Source organism: Salegentibacter holothuriorum, assembly GCF_900168045.1.
Taxonomy (GTDB): Bacteria; Bacteroidota; Bacteroidia; order Flavobacteriales; family Flavobacteriaceae; genus Salegentibacter; species Salegentibacter holothuriorum.
In genome coordinates this window covers 118,728-141,192 of sequence record NZ_FUYY01000001.1, presented here as the reverse complement: position 1 = coordinate 141,192, position 22,465 = coordinate 118,728, and the positions used below count along the sequence as shown (strand labels likewise).

The window sequence follows — 22,465 nt, the reverse complement described above, 5'->3', positions numbered from 1 at the left end:
ACAGAGAAGTATAGGGATTATTAAATTATTCCCTATCTTTGTAATGCCAAAAATCTATTATAATAATGTCAATTACCTACAATTTAGCCCAAATTGATGAGGCTGTTGAATTTATATTAAAACATACAAAAAGTAAGATTTTACTTTTTTATGGTGAGATGGGTGCAGGTAAAACCACCCTAATTAAATCTTTGGCTGAAGCCCTAAATAGTAAAGATAAGGTTTCCAGTCCCACTTTTTCGTTAGTAAACGAATATCACACCCCCCAGGAAAATATTTATCATTTTGACTTCTACAGGTTAGAAGACGAAAATGAAGCTTTAGATATAGGTATTGAAGAATACTTAAACTCCAATAATTGGATTTTTATTGAATGGCCACAAAATATTAGTAGTTTTTTGGAAAATGAATTTCAAAAAATCGATATTTCAATAACAGACGAAAAAACAAGAGTGTTAAAATTATGTTAATAAAAACTTAAAGCATTATTAATTTGGTGATAAAAATGATGTTAGCAACATTGTATCTTTATGTTATAATTCATAATTAAAAATAGCTTCAAAACAGAATTATTTTAAATTATAGTTATTTATTTTTTATTAGTATAAAATATTTTTCACTAAAATATTCTTATTTTTTTACTTAAAAAAAGCGGCAAAAGTACGATTAATGTATTAATTTTTAGCGTTTTATAATTTCCTAGGTTTGCTTCAGTAAACAAAACGAAACAACAATTTAAAACCCTATATTATGAAACTTAAAGCATTACTTTTTACAGCAGCAATTTTTGGAGCAAGTTTTTTTGTAACTTCATCTTCTGATAACGATACTAATAATGACCAACTTAAAGAACAAGCTGTCGACGTACGCAAGATCAAAATTCCTGTTAACGGGTAGTTTTATCGCACTTGTAATTGCTTTTTCACCATATTTATTTTATTTATATGAAATTTTCCCAAACGGTCGTGTTTGGGAAAATTCTTTATTTACTTATGAGAGTAAATATTACGAAGATGTAATGACTGCAGCCTGGACATTTTTAGGTAAATTAACTCCACTTGTGTTATTATTAATATGGTTTTTTACTTGCAAACATTGGTGGTATCATTCAATTTTAGTTCCTATTACCATGTATGGTTACCAGCTTATAACCGCATATTATCAAGATGCCTACGCTGATACATATATAATTGATACAGATCAACTTATTTACCTCGCTCCGTTTTTCATTGTAATTCTTTCAATTGTATATCTAATTCGTATAAAAATCTTCGACCGTATTTATGGCATAGATCTTAGCGAAATTGATGAAACCGATGTCTCTGTATTCTCACCTATTTCAGAAACTGATCGGCGTCAGGTAAAATCTTTCCAGGAGGAAGAGGAATTCTGGGAACCCGCCGAGGAAGATTATTATACGCAACTTTAAACAATGCTATTTTTAAAAATAGTTGTATTTTCCATATTCTAAATTTTAAAGTTTTAGCAGTTAATTATGGGCAAACAGGTCTCGCCTTTTACCAAAGAACAATTAATTCCGCAGGAAGAAACCCTGGAAATATATAAAAACAAGGGACAGTTATTTATTGGAATTCCTAAAGAAACTTCTTACCAGGAAAAAAGAATTTGTTTAAGTCCGGATGCAGTTGCAGCAATAACCGCTCATGGCCATAGAGTTATGATAGAATCTGGAGCCGGTAAATGGGCACGATTTAGTGATAAAGATTATTCAAACGCAGGGGCCGAAATTACTAAAGACACTAAAAAAGTCTTCTCCTGCCCTACTATTCTAAAAATTGAACCACCCTCTATTGAAGAATTGGATTTAATAAATCCGCAAACAATTTTAATTTCTGCGCTTCAGCTTAAGACCCAATGTAAAGAGTATTTTCAGAAATTAGCTTCAAAAAGAGTTACTGCTCTGGGATTTGAATTTATTCGCGACGATGATGGTAGTTATCCTATTGTTAGGGCTTTAAGTGAAATTGCCGGCACAGCGTCCGTTTTAATTGCTTCAGAAATTATGAGCAATAATGTGAACGGAAATGGTTTAATGTTTGGGAATATTAGCGGTGTTCCCCCGGTTGAAGTTGTAATTCTTGGCGCTGGAACCGTTGGCGAGTTTGCGGCAAGATCTGCTTTAGGACTTGGAGCAAGCATCAAGGTTTTTGACAGCTCACTTACCCGACTTAGAAATATTCAGTCAAACCTAAATCAAACCTTCTACACTTCAACAATTCAACCTAAAAACCTTAGCAAAGCTATAAAACGTTGTGATGTATTAATTGGTGCCGTGCGTGGTAAAAACCGTTCACCGGTCCTAATAACCGATGATATGGTAACCAGTATGAAACGTGGTGCCGTGATAATAGATGTTAGTATAGATATGGGGGGCTGCATAGAAAGCAGCGAGATTACCACCCACGATAAGCCTATTTTCACCAAACATAATGTATTGCATTATTGTGTTCCAAATATTCCCTCTCGTTATGCGAGAACTTCTTCACTCTCAATAAGTAACATTTTTACGCCTTATCTTTTGCATATTGCCGAAGAAGGCGGTCTGGAAAACACACTACGTTTTGATAAAGGTTTACGAAATGGTTTGTACTTTTACCACGGAATTTTAACCAATAAATCTATAGCCGACTGGTTTGACCTTTCTTACAGGGACATCAACCTCCTTATTTTTTAAGATATTTTATAACCAGCGCTTCTTCAAACTATTTTAAATGAAATTAATTCATAGAATTGGATATTTCTCTGTGGGATTATTCTTCGGAATAATGCTTTTAATGTTCTTTTTAGGCGGAAAGAAAACGTCCTGTGATTATTCTCCCGATGCCCGGGTTTTAAAGAATATAAAAATTAAAGAACGCAAGTTTTCTGCGGAAGCTTTTAGCTTTTTTGAGGCTAATAATTTAGACACCGCCTTAGTTTCTCAAAGCCTGGAACATGGTGATGTAGATTTTAGCCGAAGCAATACCGAAGCAGAACCGTGCAATATATACTTAATAACCAACAAAGTAGACGCTTCAATACTGGAACTTCAAATAGAAAATTGCGATAGTATAGCGACTATTCAAAGGGCAATTTTAAAGGACTAAACTAAAAAGAGTTTGCCTAATAGTGGAAAGTCTCCAGGCAAACTCTTCTTTTATTTATAAATTCTCGTTTTACTCAGCAAGAATTTGATCGGTATGCGCTTTGGTTTTCACCTTCTTGATCACTTCTTCAATTTTCCCTTCTTCATCAATAATAAAAGTGGTACGATGAATTCCATCGTATTCTTTTCCCATAAATTTCTTAGGTCCCCAAACTCCATAAGCCTGGATCACTTCTTTATCTTCATCGGCAAGTAACGGAAAAGGAAACTCATATTTGTTTTTAAAATTAGACTGTCTTTTTTGGGTATCAGCACTTACTCCTAATATTGCATAACCTTTTTCTTGAAAACGCTCCCAGTTATCTCTAAGGTTACAAGCTTCGGCTGTACAGCCCGGGGTGCTCGCTTTTGGATAAAAAAACAAAACCAGTTTTTTGCCTTTAAAATCTGATAATTTAACTGTATTTCCGTCTTGATCTTCTACTGAAAAATCGGGGGCCTTATCCCCAGCTTCTAATGTTGTCATAATTCCTATTTTTGTATCAATTTAATCGCGGGTATTTCCCAGCGGCATTATAATTAATTCTTTAAACAATCCCGACAGCAACGTCGAAGTTTTTAATCTCGATTATCGAGTAAATTTAAACAATATGACCAAACAAGAAAAGGTAGACTTTGTAATTAATACCTTAAACGATATTTATCCCGAAATACCAATTCCGCTAGATCACAAAGATCCTTATACTTTATTAATTGCTGTTTTACTTTCAGCGCAAAGTACAGATGTAAAAGTAAACCAGATCACACCAAAACTCTTTGAAATAGCCGATAATCCAAAAGCTATGGTAAAACTTTCGGTAGAAGAAATTAGGGAAATAATTAAACCGGTTGGCCTTTCACCTATGAAGTCTAAAGGGATTCACGGGTTATCTAAAATTCTTCTGGAAGAACATAATGGCCAGGTTCCTGTTAGTTTTGAAGCTCTTGAAGCTTTACCGGCTGTTGGTCACAAAACCGCCAGTGTAGTAATGGCGCAGGCATTTAATGTTCCTGCTTTTCCGGTAGATACACATATTCATCGTTTAATGTATCGCTGGAATCTAAGCAACGGTAAAAATGTAATTCAAACAGAAAAGGACGCAAAACGATTATTTCCAAAAGACCTTTGGAACAAACTACATCTACAAATAATATGGTATGGGCGGCAATATTCCCCTGCAAGAGGCTGGGATCTTGAAAAAGATATTATTACCAAAGAGATTGGCAGAAAAACAGTTCTTACCGAATATTATAAAAAGAAGAAATAACTTGAAAAAATAAAAAGACCTGTAGGCTAATAAACAGGTCTTTTTATTAAACAATTCTAATTAAGAATGGTACCAAATTTAACACCCTGGCAATCTACCACTCTTAATGCTTTTGAGTAACTTAAAAGAAACTGCAAAGTCTCTTTTTTTGGCTCCAAATTCTTCAACTGATCTTTTTTAGATAGTTTTTTAGTGTAAAGTTTCCTCATTAGATAATTTTTGCGTTGGTTTCTTATTTTAACGCAATCTTTTAAGGAATATTATAATTTAGTTTGTTAAAACAAGATTATGTTTTTCAATAATCTTACGAAGATTTATTAAAGCATAACGCATTCTACCTAAAGCAGTGTTTATACTCACTCCTGTGCGTTCCGAAATTTCCTTGAAGCTCATATCTTTGTAAATCCTCATGGTAAGAACTTCTAATTGATCTTCGGGTAACTCTTTAATAAGTTCTTTTACATCATTTTCAATTTGATCTTTAATAATTTGCGTTTCTACATTTAAATCAGAATCACTTAATACCGAAAAAATATTAAAATCGCCACTATTATCAAATTTAGGCATACGCTTATTTCTTCTAAAATGATCTATAACCAGGTTATGCGCAATACGCATTACCCAGGGTAAAAATTTACCTTCTTCGTTATATTTTCCTTTTTTTAGAGTGTTGATCACTTTTATAAAAGTATCTTGAAAAATATCTTCAGCGACATCGCGATCAAAAACTTTAGAGAAAATAAAACTGTAAATTCGGTGTTGGTGCCTGGTGATAAGTTTGCTTAGTGCAGGTTCGCTTCCGTGCATGTATTCCCGCACAAGAACGGCGTCAGTAATTTCAACGTTATTCATATTAGTTACTTTAGTTCAGGATGGTAGGGGCTCCCGAGATTAGGTTATTTAATTTCTAAAAGTAACTTTATGCTATAGGCTGGTGTTTTTTATTAAATATGAATAGCCAAATATAGTAAGTTATATCCCACAATAGCAAACAAAAGTTTAAATTTTTAACAATACAATAAGAATTTTGTGGCTTTTTAGCCTGCTGCTTATTGAGTATCTTTGCACTCCTGAACTAGAAAAATAAGCATGAATATTGACGTTGCCGAAGTAAACCCAAAGGAGAATATAATTATAAAAGGTGCAAAACTGCACAACCTTAAGAATATAAATGTAGTTATCCCAAGAAATAAGTTGGTAGTGATTACTGGACTTTCCGGTTCCGGAAAGTCCAGTTTGGCTTTTGATACTCTTTACGCTGAAGGCCAGCGCAGATATGTAGAAAGTCTATCTTCTTACGCACGCCAGTTTTTAGGCAGGCTAAACAAACCTAAGGTAGATTATATTAAAGGTATAGCTCCGGCTATTGCCATAGAGCAAAAAGTAAACTCTACCAATCCTCGCTCTACCGTAGGAACTTCTACTGAAATTTATGATTATCTAAAACTGCTATTTGCAAGAATTGGTAAAACCTACTCCCCTATTTCGGGAAACCAGGTAAAACGAGATCGTGTGGCAGATGTAATAGATCACGTTAAATCTTTTGAAGAGCGTGAAAAGTTATTATTGCTTTCACCAATTCATATAGAAGAAGGCCGGACGCTTTCAGAAAAAATAAAAGTCCTGGCGCAACAAGGTTATAGCCGAATTAAAGTGAAAGATGAAGTTCTTAGAATTGATGAAGCTAAACTTGATAAAATTAAAGCTGAAGATACTTTATTGGTGGTAGACCGAATTATTACCAAAGATGAGGAAGATTTTTATAACAGATTAGCAGATGCTACTGATGCTGCCTTTTTTGAAGGAAAAGGTGAGCTTTATATTGAAAACTTAAAATCGGGAAAAAGGCGACATTTCAGTAATAAATTTGAGTTAGACGGACTTAATTTTCTAGAACCAAATGTGCATCTATTTAGTTTCAACAATCCTTATGGCGCCTGTCCCAAATGTGAAGGTTACGGTGATGTAATAGGAATTGATGAAGATCTTGTAATTCCTAATACGGGGCTTTCAATTTACGAGAACGCCATTTTCCCCTGGCGCGGTGATAGTATGAGCTGGTATCGCGATCAATTAGTGAATAATTCGCATAAATTCGATTTCCCAATTCACAAACCCTGGTTTCAGCTCACCCAGGAACAGAAAGATCTGGTTTGGAATGGAAATAAACATTTTGAAGGTTTAAACGACTTCTTCCAGTTTTTAGAAAGTAAAGCTTATAAAATTCAGAATAGAGTGATGCTTTCGCGCTACCGCGGAAAAACACGCTGCTCTGCTTGCAAAGGGAAACGTTTAAGGCCTGAAGCAGATTATGTAAAGGTAGACAAGCATAGTATCACCGATTTAGTAGAAAAACCCTTAGACAGGGTTAGGGAGTTTTTTGATACCCTTAAATTAAATGAATATGACCAACAAATAGCAAAAAGGCTATTAACGGAAATAAAGAATAGACTCAAATTCTTATCTGAAGTTGGTTTAGATTATCTCACTTTAAATCGGAAGTCAAACACGCTGTCTGGTGGAGAATCACAGCGAATTAACCTGGCAACCTCCCTTGGAAGTAGTTTGGTAGGTTCTATGTATATTTTAGATGAACCTTCTATTGGTTTACATCCGCGCGATACAGAACGTCTAATTGGCGTACTTCAAAACCTGCGTGATCTTGGTAATACCGTAATTGTGGTAGAGCACGACGAAGATATCATGAACGCTGCCGATGAGATTATTGATATTGGCCCTGAAGCAGGAACCCACGGTGGTGAGGTTGTAGCCACAGGAACGCTAAAGCAAATTTTAAAATCGAACTCGCTTACCGCTCAATACCTTAATGGTAAAGAGGAAATTCCTGTACCAAAAGAACGCAGAAAAGCTTCCGGGGAAATCAGGATTTTGGGAGCAAGAGAAAATAACCTTCAAAATATAGATGTTACGATTCCGCTTAAAACCTTTACTGCGATAACTGGGGTTTCAGGTAGTGGAAAAAGTACTTTGGTAAAGAAAATACTTTACCCTGCAGTACAGAAAAAAATTGGAGGCTATGGAGAAAAAGCTGGCCAGTACACCGATATTGAAGGTGATTTTAAGAACCTTGGGAGCGTAGAATATATAGATCAAAATCCAATTGGTAGATCTTCCCGATCCAATCCCGTAACCTATATTAAGGCTTACGACGATATTAGAAACCTGTTTTCAGATCAAAAATTATCAAATATTCGTGGTTTTAAACCCAAGCATTTTTCGTTTAATGTAGAAGGCGGCCGCTGTGAAGTTTGTAAAGGTGAAGGCGAAGTAACAATAGAAATGCAGTTTATGGCCGATGTTCATTTAGAATGTGAAGCCTGTAACGGGAAGCGTTTTCAAAAAGATGTGCTGGAAGTTCAGTTTGAAGGGAAAAATATAGATGATGTGTTGAATATGACCATCGATGATGCAACTAATTTCTTTGCCGAAAATAAGCTCGACAAAATTGTAAGAAAACTTAAACCTTTGCAAGACGTTGGTTTAGGCTATGTAAAACTGGGTCAGAGCTCCTCTACTCTTTCAGGGGGAGAAGCGCAAAGAATAAAACTGGCTTCATTCTTAGTAAAAGGCGCCACTAAAGAAAAAGCTTTGTTTATTTTTGATGAACCTACAACCGGACTTCATTTTCACGATATTAAAAAACTACTAAAATCCTTTAATGCACTTATTGAAAAAGGACATAGCCTGGTAGTAATAGAACATAATATGGATCTTGTAAAATGTGCCGATTATATTATTGACATTGGCCCTGGTGGTGGAGTTAAGGGAGGAAATATTGTTGCTTCCGGAACTCCAGAAGAAATAATCAAATCAAAAGATTCCTTTACCGCTAAATATCTAGAAGAGAAATTATAGCAATTATTATTTCAGAAAAAATTGTTGCTTAATTTCATTTCTATTGAATATTTCACATTTAATCATTTGATTTTCAATCAAAAAACCTCTAAAAACAAGCTTTTTTAGAGGTTTTATTTTTTTGGCACGTGGTTTGCATTTTATGAAGTGATTCTAATTGAGAATTATCTTTTCATCACTTAAAACGCAAACTATGAAAAATATCGCCTTTTTAATCAGCTTTTTATTCATTGGTATATCAGCAACAGCAGCTTCTGAAGCTACTAGCCCTAGAGCCTACAATAATGCTTTTATTTTTATTGAAAATGGTGTTGAGTTTGCCATTTATCCTAACGGGGAATTTGACTTCTATTACAACCCAGAATTTAGAAGAACAAATGTTGTAAATATCTCCACTCCCAATGTGAACATCAGTTTTAACTCAGGGCATAATTATGATGCCTATGTGCAATATGATGATTATGGAGCAGTAATTCAAATTGAAAGTGTTCCAATCTATTATGATTACTACGGAAGAATTATTCGTGCCGGTGATGTTTTTATAGATTATAACCGTCGTGGCCGTATTGCAAGAGTTGGAGGTTTATATATTCAATACAACCGATTTAACCGAATTACAAACTATACGGGTTATATAAACCATTACAATAACAGGTATATTCACAGGCCATGGCACCAGTATTACTCCAGACCCAGAAGTGGTGTAAGCATTGTTTTTGGTCAGCCTTATAGAGCTTATTATCAGCCTAGCCGTATTACTTATGTACAACATGTAAATTATTACAATAACTATTACACTAAAAAAGCACATAAAAACTTTTACAGGCCAAATCAAAAAGCAGTCTCTTACAATAAAGGAAGAAGAACTTCGGGAAGACGTGATTTAAAAAAGATTAGAAATTATGAAGGAAGGTTTGCTTCAAACACAGGTAATGTAAGAAGTAATATTAACTCTAAAAGATCTAATGCAACTAAATCTAGAGACAGACTTCGTAGATCTGAAAGAAGTGGCAGTACCAATTCTCGTGGAAGTGCAGTAAGATCGTCTAGAGGTATAAATACTAATGATGCTGTAAAAACCAGAAATACGCGTTCCAGAAGTGAAGCCAGAACAGGCAGAACCACGAGCAGTGAAGCGATAAGCAGTAGGTCTTCTAACAGAAAAGTAAATTCATCTGCTAGAAATAGTAGAACTGTTAAAAGTACATCTACTAGACGAACCAGTAGAGCTAAAAGTGCTCCTACTCAAAGAAGGACTGAGGCAACAACCAGAAGAAATTCTAGAAGTAATAATACCAGAGCGGTAAAAAGCAGTACAAATACAAGATCTTCAGGTAGAACATCAAATTCTTCTTCACGAGGAAGAAGTTCGGCACGGAATGTGGATAACAGTTAATAAAGAATTCATAATTTAATTTTTTGGTTGGTTAGTTGGAAATCCCTTGAAGCACAAAAATGTTTCAGGGGTTTCCCGTTTTTAAGAGGTTTTGATCTTTAAAAATTTATTGATGATATCATTGACTTCCGAAGAAAAATTTAGAAAATATGCTAAGCCTACATAACTTATTCCTATTAAAATTGATTTAAGCCCGATGTTCAAAATAGGGTGAAAGCTAAAGTCCCAAAAATAAAAACCGAAAGAAAATATCCCACCCATCAGTAATACCTGCCAGGTTTTAGAAGTAAATGGAAGAAAATTAAATTTTTTATGCACTAACCAGATTTTAGTCGAATTATAAATAAAAAAGGCTATAAAACTGGCAATAGCTGCTCCTTCGATCCCAAAGCTGGGAATAAAAATCAGGTTTAAAACAAAGGCCACCAGAACAATAAGAACACCAATAAAAAGCACTATCCGGTAGTAATCTGAATTAAAGAGAATACTATTATTATTCCCCAAAAGATTATCATAAAGCTTCACCAGGGAGATTAACAAAACCACTAAAATACTCAGCTCATACTCATCTGGAATGAGTTCGTAAAGCTGTTTTACGTTCGTGATAATCAGAATAAAAATGAGCAAGCTTACAATTAACAAGTTCAAAGAACTCTTTTTATAAAGTTCTTCAAGGCTTTTTTTATTTTTAGTATTAAGGAATTCAGCCGTCATCGGGTTTGTAATTTGGTGCATTGCTTTTTGTGGCACCGAAATCACCGTAGCGATATAAATCGCAATTCCATAGATAGCAACGTTTTCTATAGGCATAAAATATTCTATCATCACTTTATCCAGGTCAAGTAAGGCCATCGCTACAGAACCGGCTATGAGAATTAAAGAAGTATATTTTAAAACAGGAGATAAATTCTTCGGAAATTTAAAATCTAACTTAGGAAAATATAGCGAAAACGCATAGATCATCATTGCAATGAGTCGCAATATAAAAACGCCGGCAATGCAGTAGATAAATTGATGAACCGTAATCCAGGTAAAATAAACCGCCAATAGTAATAAACTGATACAAAACCTATGAAAAACTTCTTTCATAAAGTTTCCGAAGACACTTTTGTAATAAAGTTTAGACCAGGCAAAGAAGATCTCAAAATAAGAAGTTGCGAAAGCGATTAGAAAGATCAACCAGATATAAGGTCTAACAAGTCCATTGCCTTGCGTAAAATAATCGATTAGAAAAGAATAGCTCAACACTCCAATTAATCCTAATACTACCGAGACCAATAAAGGTAAAAACAGGATTAAATTTAAAAGCCGGTCTTTTTCTTGTTTCGTTTTATAAAAAGTAAAGAATTTTATAAGTGTGCTATGAACGCCAAAAGCCATAAATGGCCATAATAAACTAGCTGCCGAAAGTAGAAAAGTAACCAGGCCGTAATACTCTTGTTCTAAAAAATAGGTAAATAAAAAGAGGGTATTAATCGCGCCAATAGCAAAACCAAAATAGGTAGTAATTAGGTTCTTAAAAGACTGTTTGATTATTACCCCCATAATTCTAAACGCTTTTTATTAAATTGGCTAATTTCTGAGTAAGATTTTTTCTGTGGTATTGTTGAATATTCCCAGTTACAAAACCACTTTTCCCTTTTTTATAAACTTCATAATGAGCTAAAATTAGGCTTTTAAGTCTATCCTTCTCTGAATACTGAAAATATTCACCTGAGCCGGTTTCTTCCAAGATTTGCTGAACATCCCATTTTTTTGGTCCAATAGCTAAAATTGGCCTTTTAGCCATTAAATATTCGAATAATTTCCCCGGAATAATTCCCCGGGTTTCCTTGCTGTTAATTTCAATTAATAACAATAATCGGCTTTTTTGCTGAACATTGATTGCTTCTTTATGATTTACATAACCCAATAACTGAAGCTTCTCCCCTAATCCAGCCGACTTTATTGAAGTAATTACTTCCTCACTCACCGTACCGGCTAATTTTAATTCCAGATCTTTCGAGAAACCTGAATTTTCATTAGCAAGTTCTGCTATGGCTCTCCATAGGTTTTCGGGATTTCTTTCGGAAAGCAAAGAACCAATATGAGAAATACTGAATTCGGTATTCAATTCGGTCGATTGAATTTTGTTCTTTTCGACATCAAAACCGTTGGTTATTACACTTATAGGTTTACTGGTTTTTTCAGAAAATTCAGCTTTTGTAGTGAAACTAGTGGTAATTATTTGATCGGCTGAATTTAAAACTTCGCACTCAAGATCTTTATGTTTCTGGTCATTCTTTTTGGTGAGCTTCAACTTCTTATGATAGCCAATTTGTGTCCAGGGGTCACGAAAATCGGCAATCCATTTTAAGTCAAGTTCCTTTTTCAGTTCTAAACCAATAAGGTGTAAACTATGTGGCGGGCCGGTTGTTATTATTTTTTTAATGCCTTCTTCTTCCAGGTAGGTTTTCAGGAATTTAACCGAGGGTTTTATCCAAAATTTCCTGGCATCAGGAATAAATAAATTACCACGAATAAAAAGCAAAAACTTTTGCAAAAGAGACTGATTTTCTTCAGCAGCAATAATTCCTTTACTAATGGTTTTAGTTTGATTTTTAGCAAATATTCCAGCTATTTGATAAGGCTCAAAAATAGTTTTTTTCAGAATAGTAATCCCTTCAGGAATTTCAGTTTCAAAAGATTTATCCCTCATAGGATAATTAGGGTTTTCCGGAATATAAACTACAGGTTCAATTCCAAAATCCCTTAGATACTTTACAAACTTAAGCCAACGCTGCACGCCGGGACCTCCGGCCGGTGGCCAATAATAAGTTATAATGAGTACCTTTTCCATGAAAAGAGCTTATTCCCTTTTTCGGGATTTATAGTAAACTACCTCGGGGCAAGCCCACGCGGCATTCGTTTGAAACAAATTTTTAATTTCGAGGCAAGCCTCCGGGTATTATACCCTTTGGCGGTGCCAATAGAATCCGCCTAAAATAATTAAAATCAATAGTATAGAGCTGGCCAGGGCAATACTGCTCCCGGTATTTACTACTTCGGGTTCAAATCTAAAAGCCACGGTATGCTCGCCCGCAGGAATATTCATAGCCCGCAAAACATAATTAGCACGCACATGCTCAACTTTTTCTCCATCTAAATACGCCTGCCAACCCGGTTGGTAATACATTTCAGAGAAAACTACAAACTGAGGCGACGAGGCATTGGTTTCATATACTAATTCATTAGGCTGATAACTTTGTAACTGAATTTCTGCATTTCCTGTGGTTTTGAAATCTTCAGAAACTTCACTCTTAAATTCTGAATTTACAATTGCAGTATTTTGAAGGTCACCTTCTTTTAAATTCAATATTTCTTCATTAGCTGACTCAACCCATTTAATAGTATCTACAAACCAGGCATTTCCAAACGCATTCGGATTTTGCTGAGCTTGTGGCTGGCCGCTTTCAGAAGGAACAATAAAGTATTTGGCATTCAGCATATTTAGAATTCCCATATTGTTTTGTGAAATATAGAAATCATATAAATCTTGCATCCTTCCGGGTTTGGCGGCGTGATAACCGCCTATGGCATTATGAAAATAAGAAGTTCTTCCTGTATTAAAAGGGTTTCCGGAAACATCAAAAACACGATAATGACCATCATCCTGCAAAATTTGCTGATCAGCTTCATTTGGTTGAAATGGACGATCCATTTGACTGGCGTTTACAAAATCATCGTTGTTTACATAACGTTTATCAACAGGAATTAAGTCTACCAAAATTAAAAGCGCCAGGGCTGGAACCAACCAGTTCTGCGTGATCTTCTTTTTAATATACAACCAAATTGCTGCGGCTGTTAATGCTGAAAAAATAAGCGAGCGAATAAGATCTTCGGTATAAATAGCTTTTCTATCTTCTTTAAGTGCTCTTACAAAATCGGCTCCCAGTTGCTGAATTAAAGCTGAATCTCCCGCTCCGCTGAAATCAAATAACACCGAACGGAATAGCAATAAAGTAAGCCCAACACCACCTACAATGATACCAGACCATTTTAGCGCATGTATTTTTGCTTCCTTTTGAAGCTTAGGATCAAATAATTTATAAAGTCCGAAAACCGCTAAAACGGGCGCGCACAATTCTATAATAACCTGTATAGAAGAAACGGCTCGAAACTTATTATACAGGGGCACATAATCAATAAAAAATTCAGTAAAAAAACCAAAGTTTTTACCCCAGGAAAGGATTAAAGCTAAAACACTTCCGCCAACAATCCACCATTTTAGTCGGCCTTTTACAAGGTAAAGAGCAAAAATAAAGAGAAATAAAACTGTTGCTCCAATATAAGCAGGGGCACCTACGTAAGGTTGATCACCCCAATAAGTAGGAGCACTCTCAGCAAAATTAACTGCCTGAGCCGGGGAAGCACCCAGTTGAAGAAGGCTATCATAAATTTCTGCGTCTTTGCCAATATCTTCTGCATTAGAACCACCCATAAATCGTGGGCTAAAGAGGTTTAAAGACTCCTTTATCCCATAGCTATATTCGGTAATATAACCGAATGTTAAGCCGGCAGCCGGTTTATCAGAACCATGGGGAGAAATGGTTAAACCGGTATCACCTCGTGTACTGTGGGCGGTATATTCCTGAGTAGCGAGTAAATTGGTAGCGTTGGCACCTATTGCCAATATAACGGCCACAACCATTACTCCTAAAGCTTTAAAAAATTTCGGTAATATTTTTTTTCGGTAGGCATCAACTAAATAGGAAATTCCCAGAACTATGACTAAGAGAAGCAAATAATACGTCATTTGGAAATGGTTCGCTCCAATCTGCAAGGCCATTGCCAGCGATAATAGCAAAAATCCCCATAAATATTTTTGCCTGAAAGTGAGTATAATTCCGCCAAGAACCATTGGCATATAAGCGATCGCATGGGCTTTTGCATTATGCCCAACTCCCAGAATAATTATTAGATAAGTAGAAAAACCGAAGGCTAAGGCACCTAACAAGGCCAGTCTAAAATCTAATTTTAAACAGAGTAATAGAATATAAAAGCCTATAAAATAGAGAAAAAGATAATCGGCAGGTCTTGGTAGAAACCGAAGAACAGAATCAAGTTTTTTAACGTAATTATGCGGATAATAAGCACCTAATTGAAAGGTAGGCATTCCTCCAAAAGCAGAATCGGTCCAATAAGGTTCTTTCCCGGTTTGGTCCCGAAAATCGTTTTGCTCTTTGGCCATCCCGATATATTGAACAATATCGCTTTGAAAAATCTTTTTTCCTTCAAGAACAGGACTAAAATAAAATAAAGAAACTATTACGAAGCCTACCAAAACGAGAAGATGCGGTAGTAGCTTTTTAAAGTTGGCCATCTGAAATTTTTTAGATCACTTTTTGTTTAAACTGAATGGGCAGCTTCTTCCCTATTCAATATAAAAAATTGATCCCGAAATTAATCAATTTCCTCGTAATCTATATATTCTCCAACGTTTTTATTAGATTTCCTACCGTTTTTCGGCTTTTTATCGATACTTACTTTTCCTTCCTTATTTTTAGATGCAGGTTCTTGTTGCTGCCTAAATTGTTGTTCAAAACGTTTCCCCATTTTCCGCAGGAAATACTTGAGAATAAGTGGTCCAAACCATTTAATTAGCAATTTAAATCCAAAATATACTAATAGGATGATTAGAATCGTTTGTAATACATCGGAAAAAGAAGCTTCTAACATTTTCAGGAATTTATGCAAAAATAAAAATAAGCCTTGAGAATAGCAGCCTTAGCTTCCTAAAAAAATAATAAATCTGCTATCTTTGAAAGTAATAAACCAACCTAATATGCACCATTTAAAAGTCGGTATTGCCTTTGTCTTCTTAGGAATATTTAGCGCAAATGCACAATACACAGAAACTATTAACTCCAATAGACCCGGGGAATCTCAAGGCGCTTATGCTGTAGGGAAAAATGTTTTACAATTGGAAGCAGGTGGATATTTTGGTAATAATAACCACAGCTTATTTAATAGTGATACCGATATTCTTGGAGCTAGTTATGGTTTCCGTTTTGGGTTTTTAACCGAAATTCTTGAACTTAATTTTTTTGGCTCTTTCGAGGATCAGGTAACTTCTATTCCGGTAGGTAATGGTGTAGATGAATTTAAAACTACAAACTTTAAAACTAACACCATAGGTGCAAAATTTTTACTTTTTGATCCTAATGTAAGCATTAAAGATAGAGAAGTTAACCTTTATAGCTGGAAGGCCAATCAGCGTATGGATTTACGCAGCTTAATTCCTGCCGTAGCTGTGTATGGCGGAGCAAATTTTAGTTGGTGGGAAAACCCATATATGTTTGAAGGAGAATCTTCAATAAGTCCCAAAGCAGCAATTATCACCCAAAATAACTGGGGCCGATGGGTTTTGGTTATGAATTTTATTGCCGATAAGTTTACCGAGGAATTTCCGTCTTACGGCGGCGTCTTTACACTTACCCACGCCGTTACGCCTAAATTTGCGGTTTTTGGGGAGTTCCAAACGTATATAAGTGATTTATATGCTGATGAACTTTTACGTGGTGGTGCTGCATATTTACTCGGAAAAGATTTTCAATTGGATATTTCAGGCCTTGTTAATTTTAAAGACACTCCTTCCCGATGGCAAGTAGCTGCAGGTGTTTCTTATCGGTTCGATTTTCATGAAGATGATGAGTATATTAAAGACACTTACGAAGGAAAGCGAAATCAACGAGGAGAAGAACTGGAAGAAACCGGATTTTACAAAGACGATGAAGAAGGAGATGGTTCAGATGAATAAATCTCAGCCTGATTTTTTCTTGAAAATTAGAAATAGAAAAACCGTTTAGAAAACTCTTATTTTTAACGTCATTCTGAATTTATTTCAGAATCTAATTTTATTATAAACTAGACCCTGAAACAAGGGTGACGCGAAAATAACTTCTAAACGGTTTTTTAAGCTTTATTTCAACAAATTAACACCTACTCTTTGCTTGCCATAGCAGCAGAAACCGAAGCAGATAATCTTTTATAAGTACCATTTTCTAAACGCTCTCTAATTGCCGAAAAAGCAACCAGGGTTTCTTCTATATCCTGAAGGGTATGAGAAGCGGTAGGAATCATTCTTAATAATATCAGTCCTTTTGGAATTACCGGATATACAACAATAGAACAAAATACTCCGTGGTTTTCCCTTAGGTCTTTCACCAAAGCCATAGCTTCCGGTATACTTCCTTTTAGATAAACAGGAGTTACACAACTTTGTGTAGTTCCAATATCAAAACCATTTTCTTTAAGTCCGTTTTGAAGTGCATTCACATTCTCCCAAAGCTTTTCTTTTAGCTCTGGCATTGTTCTTAACATTTCTAAACGTTTTAATGCTCCAACCACCAATTGCATTTGCAATGATTTCGCGAACATTTGTGAACGTAAATTATATTTAAGGTAATCTATAATTTCTTTATCGGCTGCAATAAACGCACCTGTACTGGCTAAAGACTTGGCAAAAGTAGCAAAATACACATCTATTTCATCCTGAATTCCTTGTTCCTCACCTGCTCCCGCACCTGTTTTACCAAGTGTTCCAAAACCATGAGCATCATCAACAAATAGTCTGAAATTATATTTTTTCTTCAGCTCAACAATTTCTTTTAGCCTTCCCTGTTCTCCACGCATACCAAAAACACCTTCAGAAATCAATAAAATTCCTCCTCCGGTTTGTTCTGCAATTTTAGTGGCGCGTTGCAAGTTTTTTTCTATACTTTCAAGGTCGTTGTGTTTATAAGTAAAACGCTGACCTAGATGCAAGCGAACCCCATCTATAATACAAGCATGGGCATCTACATCATAAACTATCACATCCTGTTTAGAAACCAAAGCATCTATGGTAGAAACCATTCCCTGGTAACCAAAATTAAGGAGGTAAGCAGATTGTTTGTGCACAAAAGAAGCCAGTTCGTCTTGAAGTTTTTCGTGAAGTTGAGTATGTCCACTCATCATTCTTGCTCCCATAGGATAAGCAGAGCCGTATTCTGCAGCGGCTTCAGCATCTACTTTTCTTACTTCTGGATGATTGGCAAGCCCCAGGTAGTCGTTAATACTCCAGGTGATTACTTCTTTTCCTCTAAACTTCATTCGGTTAGAAATTGGCCCCTCAAGCTTAGGAAATACAAAATATCCCTCTGCCTGCTCTGCCCATTTTCCTAATGGTCCTTTGTCTTTATATATTTTATCAAATAAATCCCTCATCAATCCTTTTTTAGTCGAGCCGCAAAAATACTTAAAATTGGCTCAATTGTACAAAGTTATTTTTTTCTTAAAAATTCTAATAAAATAAAAGCATCCTTCCTGGATGCTTTTATTCTATTTATTTATGAATCAGTTTCAAAATACTATTTATTTTATAAATTCTATAGGCTGTGCCTCAATCTCATTTTTGGTATCAAAAAAGCCTTGTTCTTCCATCCAGTCATCACTAAAGACCTTGCCCATATAGCGTGAACCGTGATCTGGAAAAATTACTACCACATTGCTATTTTCATCAAATTCTCCTTCTTCAGCAAGTTGCTTTAAACCTTGAGTAGCAGCACCACTGGTATAACCTACAAAAAGCCCTTCGGTTTTAGCAAGTTCTCTGGCCGTATGCGCACTATCTTCATCACTCACCTTAACAAAACGGTCAATAATCTCGAAATCTGTAGCGGAAGGAATGAGATTTTTACCCAGACCTTCTATTCTATAAGGATAGATTTCACTAGCATCAAATTCTTTAGTTTCGTGATATTTCTTTAAAACAGAACCATAGGCATCTATCCCAATAACTTTCATGTCAGGATTCTGCTGCTTTAAATATCTTGCAGTTCCCGAAATTGTTCCACCAGTTCCGCTACAAGCGATAAGATGGGTTATTTTCCCTTCGGTTTGATTCCAAATTTCTGGACCGGTAGAGTTAAAATGAGCGTCTATATTCAAATCATTAAAATATTGATTGATATAAACCGAGCCTTTTGTTTCTGAATGCAACCTTTTAGCTACCTGATAATAAGACCTGGGGTCATCTGCCGAAACGTGAGCCGGGCAAACATAAACTTTAGCTCCCATAGTTCTTAGCATGTCTATTTTATCGTTAGAAGCCTTAGAGCTTACTGCTAGAATACATTCGTAACCTTTAATAACACTAACCATTGCAATACTAAAACCGGTATTTCCAGAGGTAGTTTCAATAATAGTATTACCAGGTTTAAGAATACCTTTTCTTTCCGCTTCTTCTATAATATAAAGTGCAATACGGTCTTTTGCGGAGTGTCCCGGATTAAAGGCTTCTACTTTAGCGAAGAATTCTCCTTTAAATTCCTGGGTGATTTTGTTAAGTTTTATAAGAGGTGTATTGCCAATAAGTTGCAATACGTTGTCATATACTTGCAAATCTTCTTTCATAAATCGAAGTTCTTTACAAAATTTGGGTTAAAGATTTTGCCCATTTAATGAGCGTGAAATATTTCAGTAATGCTGAAAATATCTTGTTTTTCATCCCGATAACAATCGGAAAAATATATCGACAACCTGTGCCGATCGATTTTCCCTTCTAAAAACACGAAAGTAAAACCGTACAAATTTAAGATAAATTTTTTAATTAGTGGCTAATTCCTTCTAAATCCAGCAAAAACGCATATTTTTCGGCCACCTCTTTTAAAGCTTCAAATCGACCTGAAGCCCCACCGTGCCCTGCATCCATATTGGTATGAAAAAGCAACAAATTATTATCGGTTTTTAATTCTCTTAATTTAGCTACCCATTTCGCAGGTTCCCAATATTGTACCTGAGAATCATGCAAGCCCGTTGTTACCAGCATATTAGGATAGTCTTGTGCCACCACATTATCATATGGCGAATATTGCATCATATAATCATAATAATCCTTGTTATTAGGATTACCCCATTCATCATACTCACCGGTTGTTAATGGAATGCTGTCATCTAACATTGTTGTTACCACGTCTACAAAAGGCACTGCAGAAATAACACCCCTGTAAAGTTGCGGCGACATATTAATAACTGCCCCCATTAGTAAGCCACCGGCAGAACCACCCATAGCATAAAGATGCTCTGATGAAGTATATTTTTCCTGAATTAAATACTCTGATACATCTATATAATCGGTAAAAGTGTTCATTTTATTGAAAAGTTTACCGTCTTCATACCAGTTACGTCCCAAATATTCTCCGCCGCGAATATGCGCTATAGCATAAATAAAACCTCGATCTAACAAACTAAGCCTTACCGTAGAAAAGTAAGGATCTATTGTTGAACCATAAGAACCATAAGCATATTGCAATAATGGACTATTTCCGTCTAGTTTAGTTCCTTTTTTATAAACCAGGCTTACAGGGATTTTAGTGCCGTCTTTTGCAGTGGCCCAAACTCTTTCTGATTTATAATTGTCTTTGTCAAAATTTTCGTCTAAAACATCCTGCTCCTTTAAAACCGTTTTTTCGCGGGTTTCCATATTAAAATCCACTACCGATGTTGGCGTGGTCATAGCGTTATAGGTAAACCTTAACACATCTGTATCAAAAGCAGGATTTATGGAAGTATAAACCGTATAAGTTTCATTATCAAAAGGGATATAATACTCTTCTGAATTATCCCAACGTATAACTCTTATTTTATTTAAACCATTATGCCGTTCGCTTACTACAAGGTATTTTTTAAAGATATCTATATCCTCTAGCAGGTAATCTTCCCGATGCGGAATTACATCTACCCAGTTTTCCTGACTTGTGCTCTCAACCGGGGTTTTCATTAATCTGAAATTAGTCGCTTTATCTTTATTAGTCATCACATAGAAATCACCTTCATAATGTGCTATACTATATTCTAAACCACGTTCCCTGGGCTGAAAAACTTTAAACTCACAATTAGGATCGTCGGCTTTTAAGATTCGGTATTCTGTAGTTAAAGTGCTATGGCTTCCAATGATGATATAATCTTTGGACTTTGATTTATACACATAGGTATTAAAAGTTTCATCCTCCTCTTCAAAAACCAGCTCATCTTCAGCAGCATCTGTGCCTAAGATATGCTTGTAAATTCTATAAGACCTTAAAGTTTGATCATCTTTCTTAGTATAGAAAAGAGTTTTATTATCTGCCGCCCAGGTAGAACCCCCGGTAGCATTCTCTATCTTATCAGGATAAATTTCTCCGGTTTGCAGATCTTTTATCTGAATAGTATATTTTCTTCGGCTTAAAGTATCTACTCCAAAAGCAACCATTTTGTTGTTCGGGCTCACATTTAATCCGCCAAGGCTGTAATATTCAAAACCTTCAGCCATCTCATTTACATCAAAAAGCAATTCTTCCGGTGCTTCAAGCTCCCCTTTTTTACGGGAGTAGATTGGGTAATCTTTTCCGGTTTCAAACCTGGTTAAATACCAGTAACCATTCAATTTGTATGGAACCGACTCGTCATCTTCTTTTATTCTGCCTTTCATTTCCTCAAACAAGCGCTGCTGAAAATCACTGGTGTGTGCAGTCATTTTTTGGTTATACTCATTCTCCTGATTTAAATAACCTATTACTTCATCATCTTCCCTATCGTTCATCCAGTAATAATTATCTACTCTAAGGATGCCGTGAGCTTCCAGATTTTTTGCTATTTTCTTAGCTTTTGGCGGTAAAATATCTTTTTTCAAATTTGCATTATTTTGAGCGGATGCAAAGGTAATGCTTCCCAGTAAAATACATAATAGTCTCTTCATATTAACAGGATTAATCCTGTAATTTAGTAAATTTGCAGTTGATAAATTTTAAAAAAGAAGACTATGTTTGGAGATATGATGGGTATGATGAATAAAATCAAAGAAACCCAACAAAAAGTTGAAGAAACTAAAGAGCGCTTAAAAACTGTTAGTATTGAAGAAAAATCAAGCGACGGTTTATTAAGTGTAACGATTACCGCTACCCGTGAGATTAAAAATATTAATGTTGCAGACGAATTATTGGAAGATAAAGAGCAATTAGAAGATTACCTGGTACTTACTTTAAACAAAGCCATTGCCAAAGCTTCTGATATTAATGAAAAAGAACTTGCAGCAGTTGCCAAAGACGGAATGCCAGATATTCCAGGAATGGATATGCTTAAATAAGTTTTAAAGTTAATTTCTAGCAAAATAAAATACCTCACAGGTTTTAAAATCTATGAGGTATTTTTATTTAAATTAAAATTTTACTTAAGCTTCTCCCCTGGCGGGATATTCTTTTTCTACTACAAAATCTATAGCTTTTAACAATTCATCAAATTTTGGTCTTGCAAAAGGCATAGTTTGTATAGACGCTGCATAAAGCGTATTATCCGGTTTTATTAAAAACAATCCGGGTTCAAAAAACACCTCAGGTTCTTTATCGTTTATTCCTTCAGAAACATATAAATCCCATTTTCGGGCATCTTCAGTATTAAAGTCGTAACCAATACTAAGCTTATCAATTTCCCATTCCTTGAGGGTTTTTTCGGCTAGCGACTGGTTATTAGAGCTAATACAGATCACATCTACACCTTTGTCCTGAAAGTCTTCTATCTTGCTATTTAATTCTTCTAAATAAGACTTACAAACCGGGCAATGTAACCCACGATAAAAAACTACCATTGTAAAGTTTTTAGGTTCCTGATCACGTAGATCCCATTGCATTCCACTGGTGGTTTTCACTCTTAATCTCGGTACTTCTTTTCCCGGCAATACATTTTTCATAATTTATTTTTTTTGAAATTATGAAATTCAATTTA

At 35.3% G+C, this 22,465-nt stretch carries 20 protein-coding genes; 9 read left to right on the top strand and 11 right to left on the bottom strand.

Going from position 1 to position 22,465, the window contains the following annotated elements; translation table 11 throughout:
- Positions 1-65: 65 nt before the first annotated feature.
- The 4 genes from tsaE (at position 66) to B5X51_RS00635 (ending at position 3,107) form a co-directional block, all read left to right on the top strand.
- Positions 66-470, top strand: a complete 405-nt coding sequence (tsaE, locus tag B5X51_RS00650) for a tRNA (adenosine(37)-N6)-threonylcarbamoyltransferase complex ATPase subunit type 1 TsaE (protein WP_079718937.1) — start codon at positions 66-68, stop codon at positions 468-470.
- Positions 471-835: 365 nt separating this feature from the next.
- Complete coding sequence (locus B5X51_RS00645; RefSeq protein WP_079718936.1) at positions 836-1,429, top strand: hypothetical protein; 594 nt, start codon at positions 836-838, stop codon at positions 1,427-1,429.
- Positions 1,430-1,495: 66 nt separating this feature from the next.
- Positions 1,496-2,695, top strand: a complete 1,200-nt coding sequence (locus B5X51_RS00640) for an alanine dehydrogenase (protein ID WP_079718935.1) — start codon at positions 1,496-1,498, stop codon at positions 2,693-2,695.
- Positions 2,696-2,732: 37 nt separating this feature from the next.
- The gene (locus tag B5X51_RS00635) at positions 2,733-3,107 is read left to right on the top strand and encodes a DUF4258 domain-containing protein (RefSeq protein WP_079718934.1); all 375 of its coding nucleotides are present in this window, start codon (positions 2,733-2,735) and stop codon (positions 3,105-3,107) included.
- A 69-nt stretch (positions 3,108-3,176) separates the two neighbouring features.
- Here the strand turns inward: B5X51_RS00635 and bcp are convergent, their stop codons facing one another.
- A complete protein-coding gene (bcp, locus tag B5X51_RS00630; RefSeq protein WP_079718933.1) occupies positions 3,177-3,632 on the bottom strand; it encodes a thioredoxin-dependent thiol peroxidase in 456 nt (151 codons plus the stop codon).
- 124 nt (positions 3,633-3,756) lie between these two features.
- Here bcp and B5X51_RS00625 point away from each other — a divergent pair, with 124 nt between their 5' ends.
- Entirely contained in the window at positions 3,757-4,413 is a 657-nt protein-coding gene (locus B5X51_RS00625) for an endonuclease III domain-containing protein (protein ID WP_079718932.1), read from the top strand.
- 56 nt (positions 4,414-4,469) lie between these two features.
- Here the strand turns inward: B5X51_RS00625 and B5X51_RS15865 are convergent, their stop codons facing one another.
- Both B5X51_RS15865 and B5X51_RS00620 read right to left on the bottom strand, forming a co-directional pair.
- Entirely contained in the window at positions 4,470-4,622 is a 153-nt protein-coding gene (locus B5X51_RS15865) for a hypothetical protein (RefSeq protein WP_176132706.1), read from the bottom strand.
- A gap of 58 nt (positions 4,623-4,680) precedes the next feature.
- Complete coding sequence (locus tag B5X51_RS00620; protein WP_079718931.1) at positions 4,681-5,265, bottom strand: RNA polymerase sigma factor; 585 nt, start codon at positions 5,263-5,265, stop codon at positions 4,681-4,683.
- A gap of 237 nt (positions 5,266-5,502) precedes the next feature.
- Here B5X51_RS00620 and uvrA point away from each other — a divergent pair, with 237 nt between their 5' ends.
- Both uvrA and B5X51_RS00610 read left to right on the top strand, forming a co-directional pair.
- Positions 5,503-8,289: an excinuclease ABC subunit UvrA gene (gene uvrA / locus B5X51_RS00615; RefSeq protein ID WP_079718930.1), complete on the top strand. Its 2,787-nt coding sequence runs from the start codon at positions 5,503-5,505 to the stop codon at positions 8,287-8,289.
- Between the two features lie 193 nt (positions 8,290-8,482).
- The gene (locus B5X51_RS00610) at positions 8,483-9,685 is read left to right on the top strand and encodes a hypothetical protein (RefSeq protein WP_079718929.1); all 1,203 of its coding nucleotides are present in this window, start codon (positions 8,483-8,485) and stop codon (positions 9,683-9,685) included.
- Between the two features lie 81 nt (positions 9,686-9,766).
- Here the strand turns inward: B5X51_RS00610 and B5X51_RS00605 are convergent, their stop codons facing one another.
- The 4 genes from B5X51_RS00605 to B5X51_RS00590 all read right to left on the bottom strand — a co-directional run bounded on the left by B5X51_RS00605 (position 9,767) and on the right by B5X51_RS00590 (position 15,403).
- Positions 9,767-11,230, bottom strand: coding sequence for a polysaccharide biosynthesis C-terminal domain-containing protein (locus tag B5X51_RS00605; protein ID WP_079718928.1), 1,464 nt, complete (start codon positions 11,228-11,230; stop codon positions 9,767-9,769).
- A gap of 4 nt (positions 11,231-11,234) precedes the next feature.
- The gene (locus B5X51_RS00600) at positions 11,235-12,524 is read right to left on the bottom strand and encodes a glycosyltransferase family 4 protein (RefSeq protein ID WP_079718927.1); all 1,290 of its coding nucleotides are present in this window, start codon (positions 12,522-12,524) and stop codon (positions 11,235-11,237) included.
- 108 nt (positions 12,525-12,632) lie between these two features.
- Positions 12,633-15,047 carry a YfhO family protein gene (locus B5X51_RS00595; RefSeq protein WP_079718926.1) on the bottom strand — a complete coding sequence of 805 codons (2,415 nt, stop codon included), beginning with the start codon at positions 15,045-15,047 and terminating at the stop codon, positions 12,633-12,635.
- Between the two features lie 80 nt (positions 15,048-15,127).
- Positions 15,128-15,403 (bottom strand): DUF4834 family protein, encoded by a 276-nt coding sequence (locus tag B5X51_RS00590; RefSeq protein ID WP_079718925.1) that lies wholly within the window; start codon positions 15,401-15,403, stop codon positions 15,128-15,130.
- Positions 15,404-15,485: 82 nt separating this feature from the next.
- Here B5X51_RS00590 and B5X51_RS00585 point away from each other — a divergent pair, with 82 nt between their 5' ends.
- Positions 15,486-16,484, top strand: a complete 999-nt coding sequence (locus B5X51_RS00585; RefSeq protein ID WP_245828682.1) for a transporter — start codon at positions 15,486-15,488, stop codon at positions 16,482-16,484.
- Positions 16,485-16,666: 182 nt separating this feature from the next.
- Here B5X51_RS00585 and B5X51_RS00580 read toward each other — a convergent pair whose 3' ends face one another.
- The 3 genes from B5X51_RS00580 to B5X51_RS00570 all read right to left on the bottom strand — a co-directional run bounded on the left by B5X51_RS00580 (position 16,667) and on the right by B5X51_RS00570 (position 21,443).
- Complete coding sequence (locus B5X51_RS00580; protein WP_079718924.1) at positions 16,667-17,932, bottom strand: cysteate-C-fatty acyltransferase; 1,266 nt, start codon at positions 17,930-17,932, stop codon at positions 16,667-16,669.
- A gap of 147 nt (positions 17,933-18,079) precedes the next feature.
- Positions 18,080-19,120: a cysteate synthase gene (locus B5X51_RS00575; RefSeq protein WP_079718923.1), complete on the bottom strand. Its 1,041-nt coding sequence runs from the start codon at positions 19,118-19,120 to the stop codon at positions 18,080-18,082.
- A 196-nt stretch (positions 19,121-19,316) separates the two neighbouring features.
- Positions 19,317-21,443, bottom strand: a complete 2,127-nt coding sequence (locus B5X51_RS00570) for a S9 family peptidase (protein ID WP_079718922.1) — start codon at positions 21,441-21,443, stop codon at positions 19,317-19,319.
- 63 nt (positions 21,444-21,506) lie between these two features.
- Here B5X51_RS00570 and B5X51_RS00565 point away from each other — a divergent pair, with 63 nt between their 5' ends.
- Positions 21,507-21,830: a YbaB/EbfC family nucleoid-associated protein gene (locus B5X51_RS00565; protein ID WP_057481801.1), complete on the top strand. Its 324-nt coding sequence runs from the start codon at positions 21,507-21,509 to the stop codon at positions 21,828-21,830.
- An 84-nt stretch (positions 21,831-21,914) separates the two neighbouring features.
- On the opposite strand, the gene B5X51_RS00560 is transcribed toward B5X51_RS00565, so the two are convergent.
- Entirely contained in the window at positions 21,915-22,430 is a 516-nt protein-coding gene (locus tag B5X51_RS00560) for a redoxin domain-containing protein (protein ID WP_079718921.1), read from the bottom strand.
- Between the last annotated feature and the right edge of the window lie 35 nt (positions 22,431-22,465).

Excerpts from the sequence above, each read along its gene's own strand:
- B5X51_RS00640 (WP_079718935.1), top strand. The coding sequence starts at position 1,496 with ATGGGCAAACAGGTCTCGCCTTTTACCAAAGAACAATTAATTCCGCAG.
- B5X51_RS00580 (WP_079718924.1), bottom strand. The coding sequence starts at position 17,932 with ATGAGGGATTTATTTGATAAAATATATAAAGACAAAGGACCATTAGGA.
- B5X51_RS15865 (WP_176132706.1), bottom strand. The coding sequence starts at position 4,622 with ATGAGGAAACTTTACACTAAAAAACTATCTAAAAAAGATCAGTTGAAG.
- B5X51_RS00605 (WP_079718928.1), bottom strand. The coding sequence starts at position 11,230 with ATGGGGGTAATAATCAAACAGTCTTTTAAGAACCTAATTACTACCTAT.
- B5X51_RS00575 (WP_079718923.1), bottom strand. The coding sequence starts at position 19,120 with ATGAAAGAAGATTTGCAAGTATATGACAACGTATTGCAACTTATTGGC.
- B5X51_RS00595 (WP_079718926.1), bottom strand. The coding sequence starts at position 15,047 with ATGGCCAACTTTAAAAAGCTACTACCGCATCTTCTCGTTTTGGTAGGC.
- B5X51_RS00635 (WP_079718934.1), top strand. The coding sequence starts at position 2,733 with ATGAAATTAATTCATAGAATTGGATATTTCTCTGTGGGATTATTCTTC.
- B5X51_RS00625 (WP_079718932.1), top strand. The coding sequence starts at position 3,757 with ATGACCAAACAAGAAAAGGTAGACTTTGTAATTAATACCTTAAACGAT.
- B5X51_RS00565 (WP_057481801.1), top strand. The coding sequence starts at position 21,507 with ATGTTTGGAGATATGATGGGTATGATGAATAAAATCAAAGAAACCCAA.
- B5X51_RS00570 (WP_079718922.1), bottom strand. The coding sequence starts at position 21,443 with ATGAAGAGACTATTATGTATTTTACTGGGAAGCATTACCTTTGCATCC.
- bcp (WP_079718933.1), bottom strand. The coding sequence starts at position 3,632 with ATGACAACATTAGAAGCTGGGGATAAGGCCCCCGATTTTTCAGTAGAA.
- B5X51_RS00600 (WP_079718927.1), bottom strand. The coding sequence starts at position 12,524 with ATGGAAAAGGTACTCATTATAACTTATTATTGGCCACCGGCCGGAGGT.
- B5X51_RS00610 (WP_079718929.1), top strand. The coding sequence starts at position 8,483 with ATGAAAAATATCGCCTTTTTAATCAGCTTTTTATTCATTGGTATATCA.
- B5X51_RS00620 (WP_079718931.1), bottom strand. The coding sequence starts at position 5,265 with ATGAATAACGTTGAAATTACTGACGCCGTTCTTGTGCGGGAATACATG.
- B5X51_RS00560 (WP_079718921.1), bottom strand. The coding sequence starts at position 22,430 with ATGAAAAATGTATTGCCGGGAAAAGAAGTACCGAGATTAAGAGTGAAA.
- B5X51_RS00645 (WP_079718936.1), top strand. The coding sequence starts at position 836 with ATGACCAACTTAAAGAACAAGCTGTCGACGTACGCAAGATCAAAATTC.
- B5X51_RS00590 (WP_079718925.1), bottom strand. The coding sequence starts at position 15,403 with ATGTTAGAAGCTTCTTTTTCCGATGTATTACAAACGATTCTAATCATC.
- uvrA (WP_079718930.1), top strand. The coding sequence starts at position 5,503 with ATGAATATTGACGTTGCCGAAGTAAACCCAAAGGAGAATATAATTATA.
- tsaE (WP_079718937.1), top strand. The coding sequence starts at position 66 with ATGTCAATTACCTACAATTTAGCCCAAATTGATGAGGCTGTTGAATTT.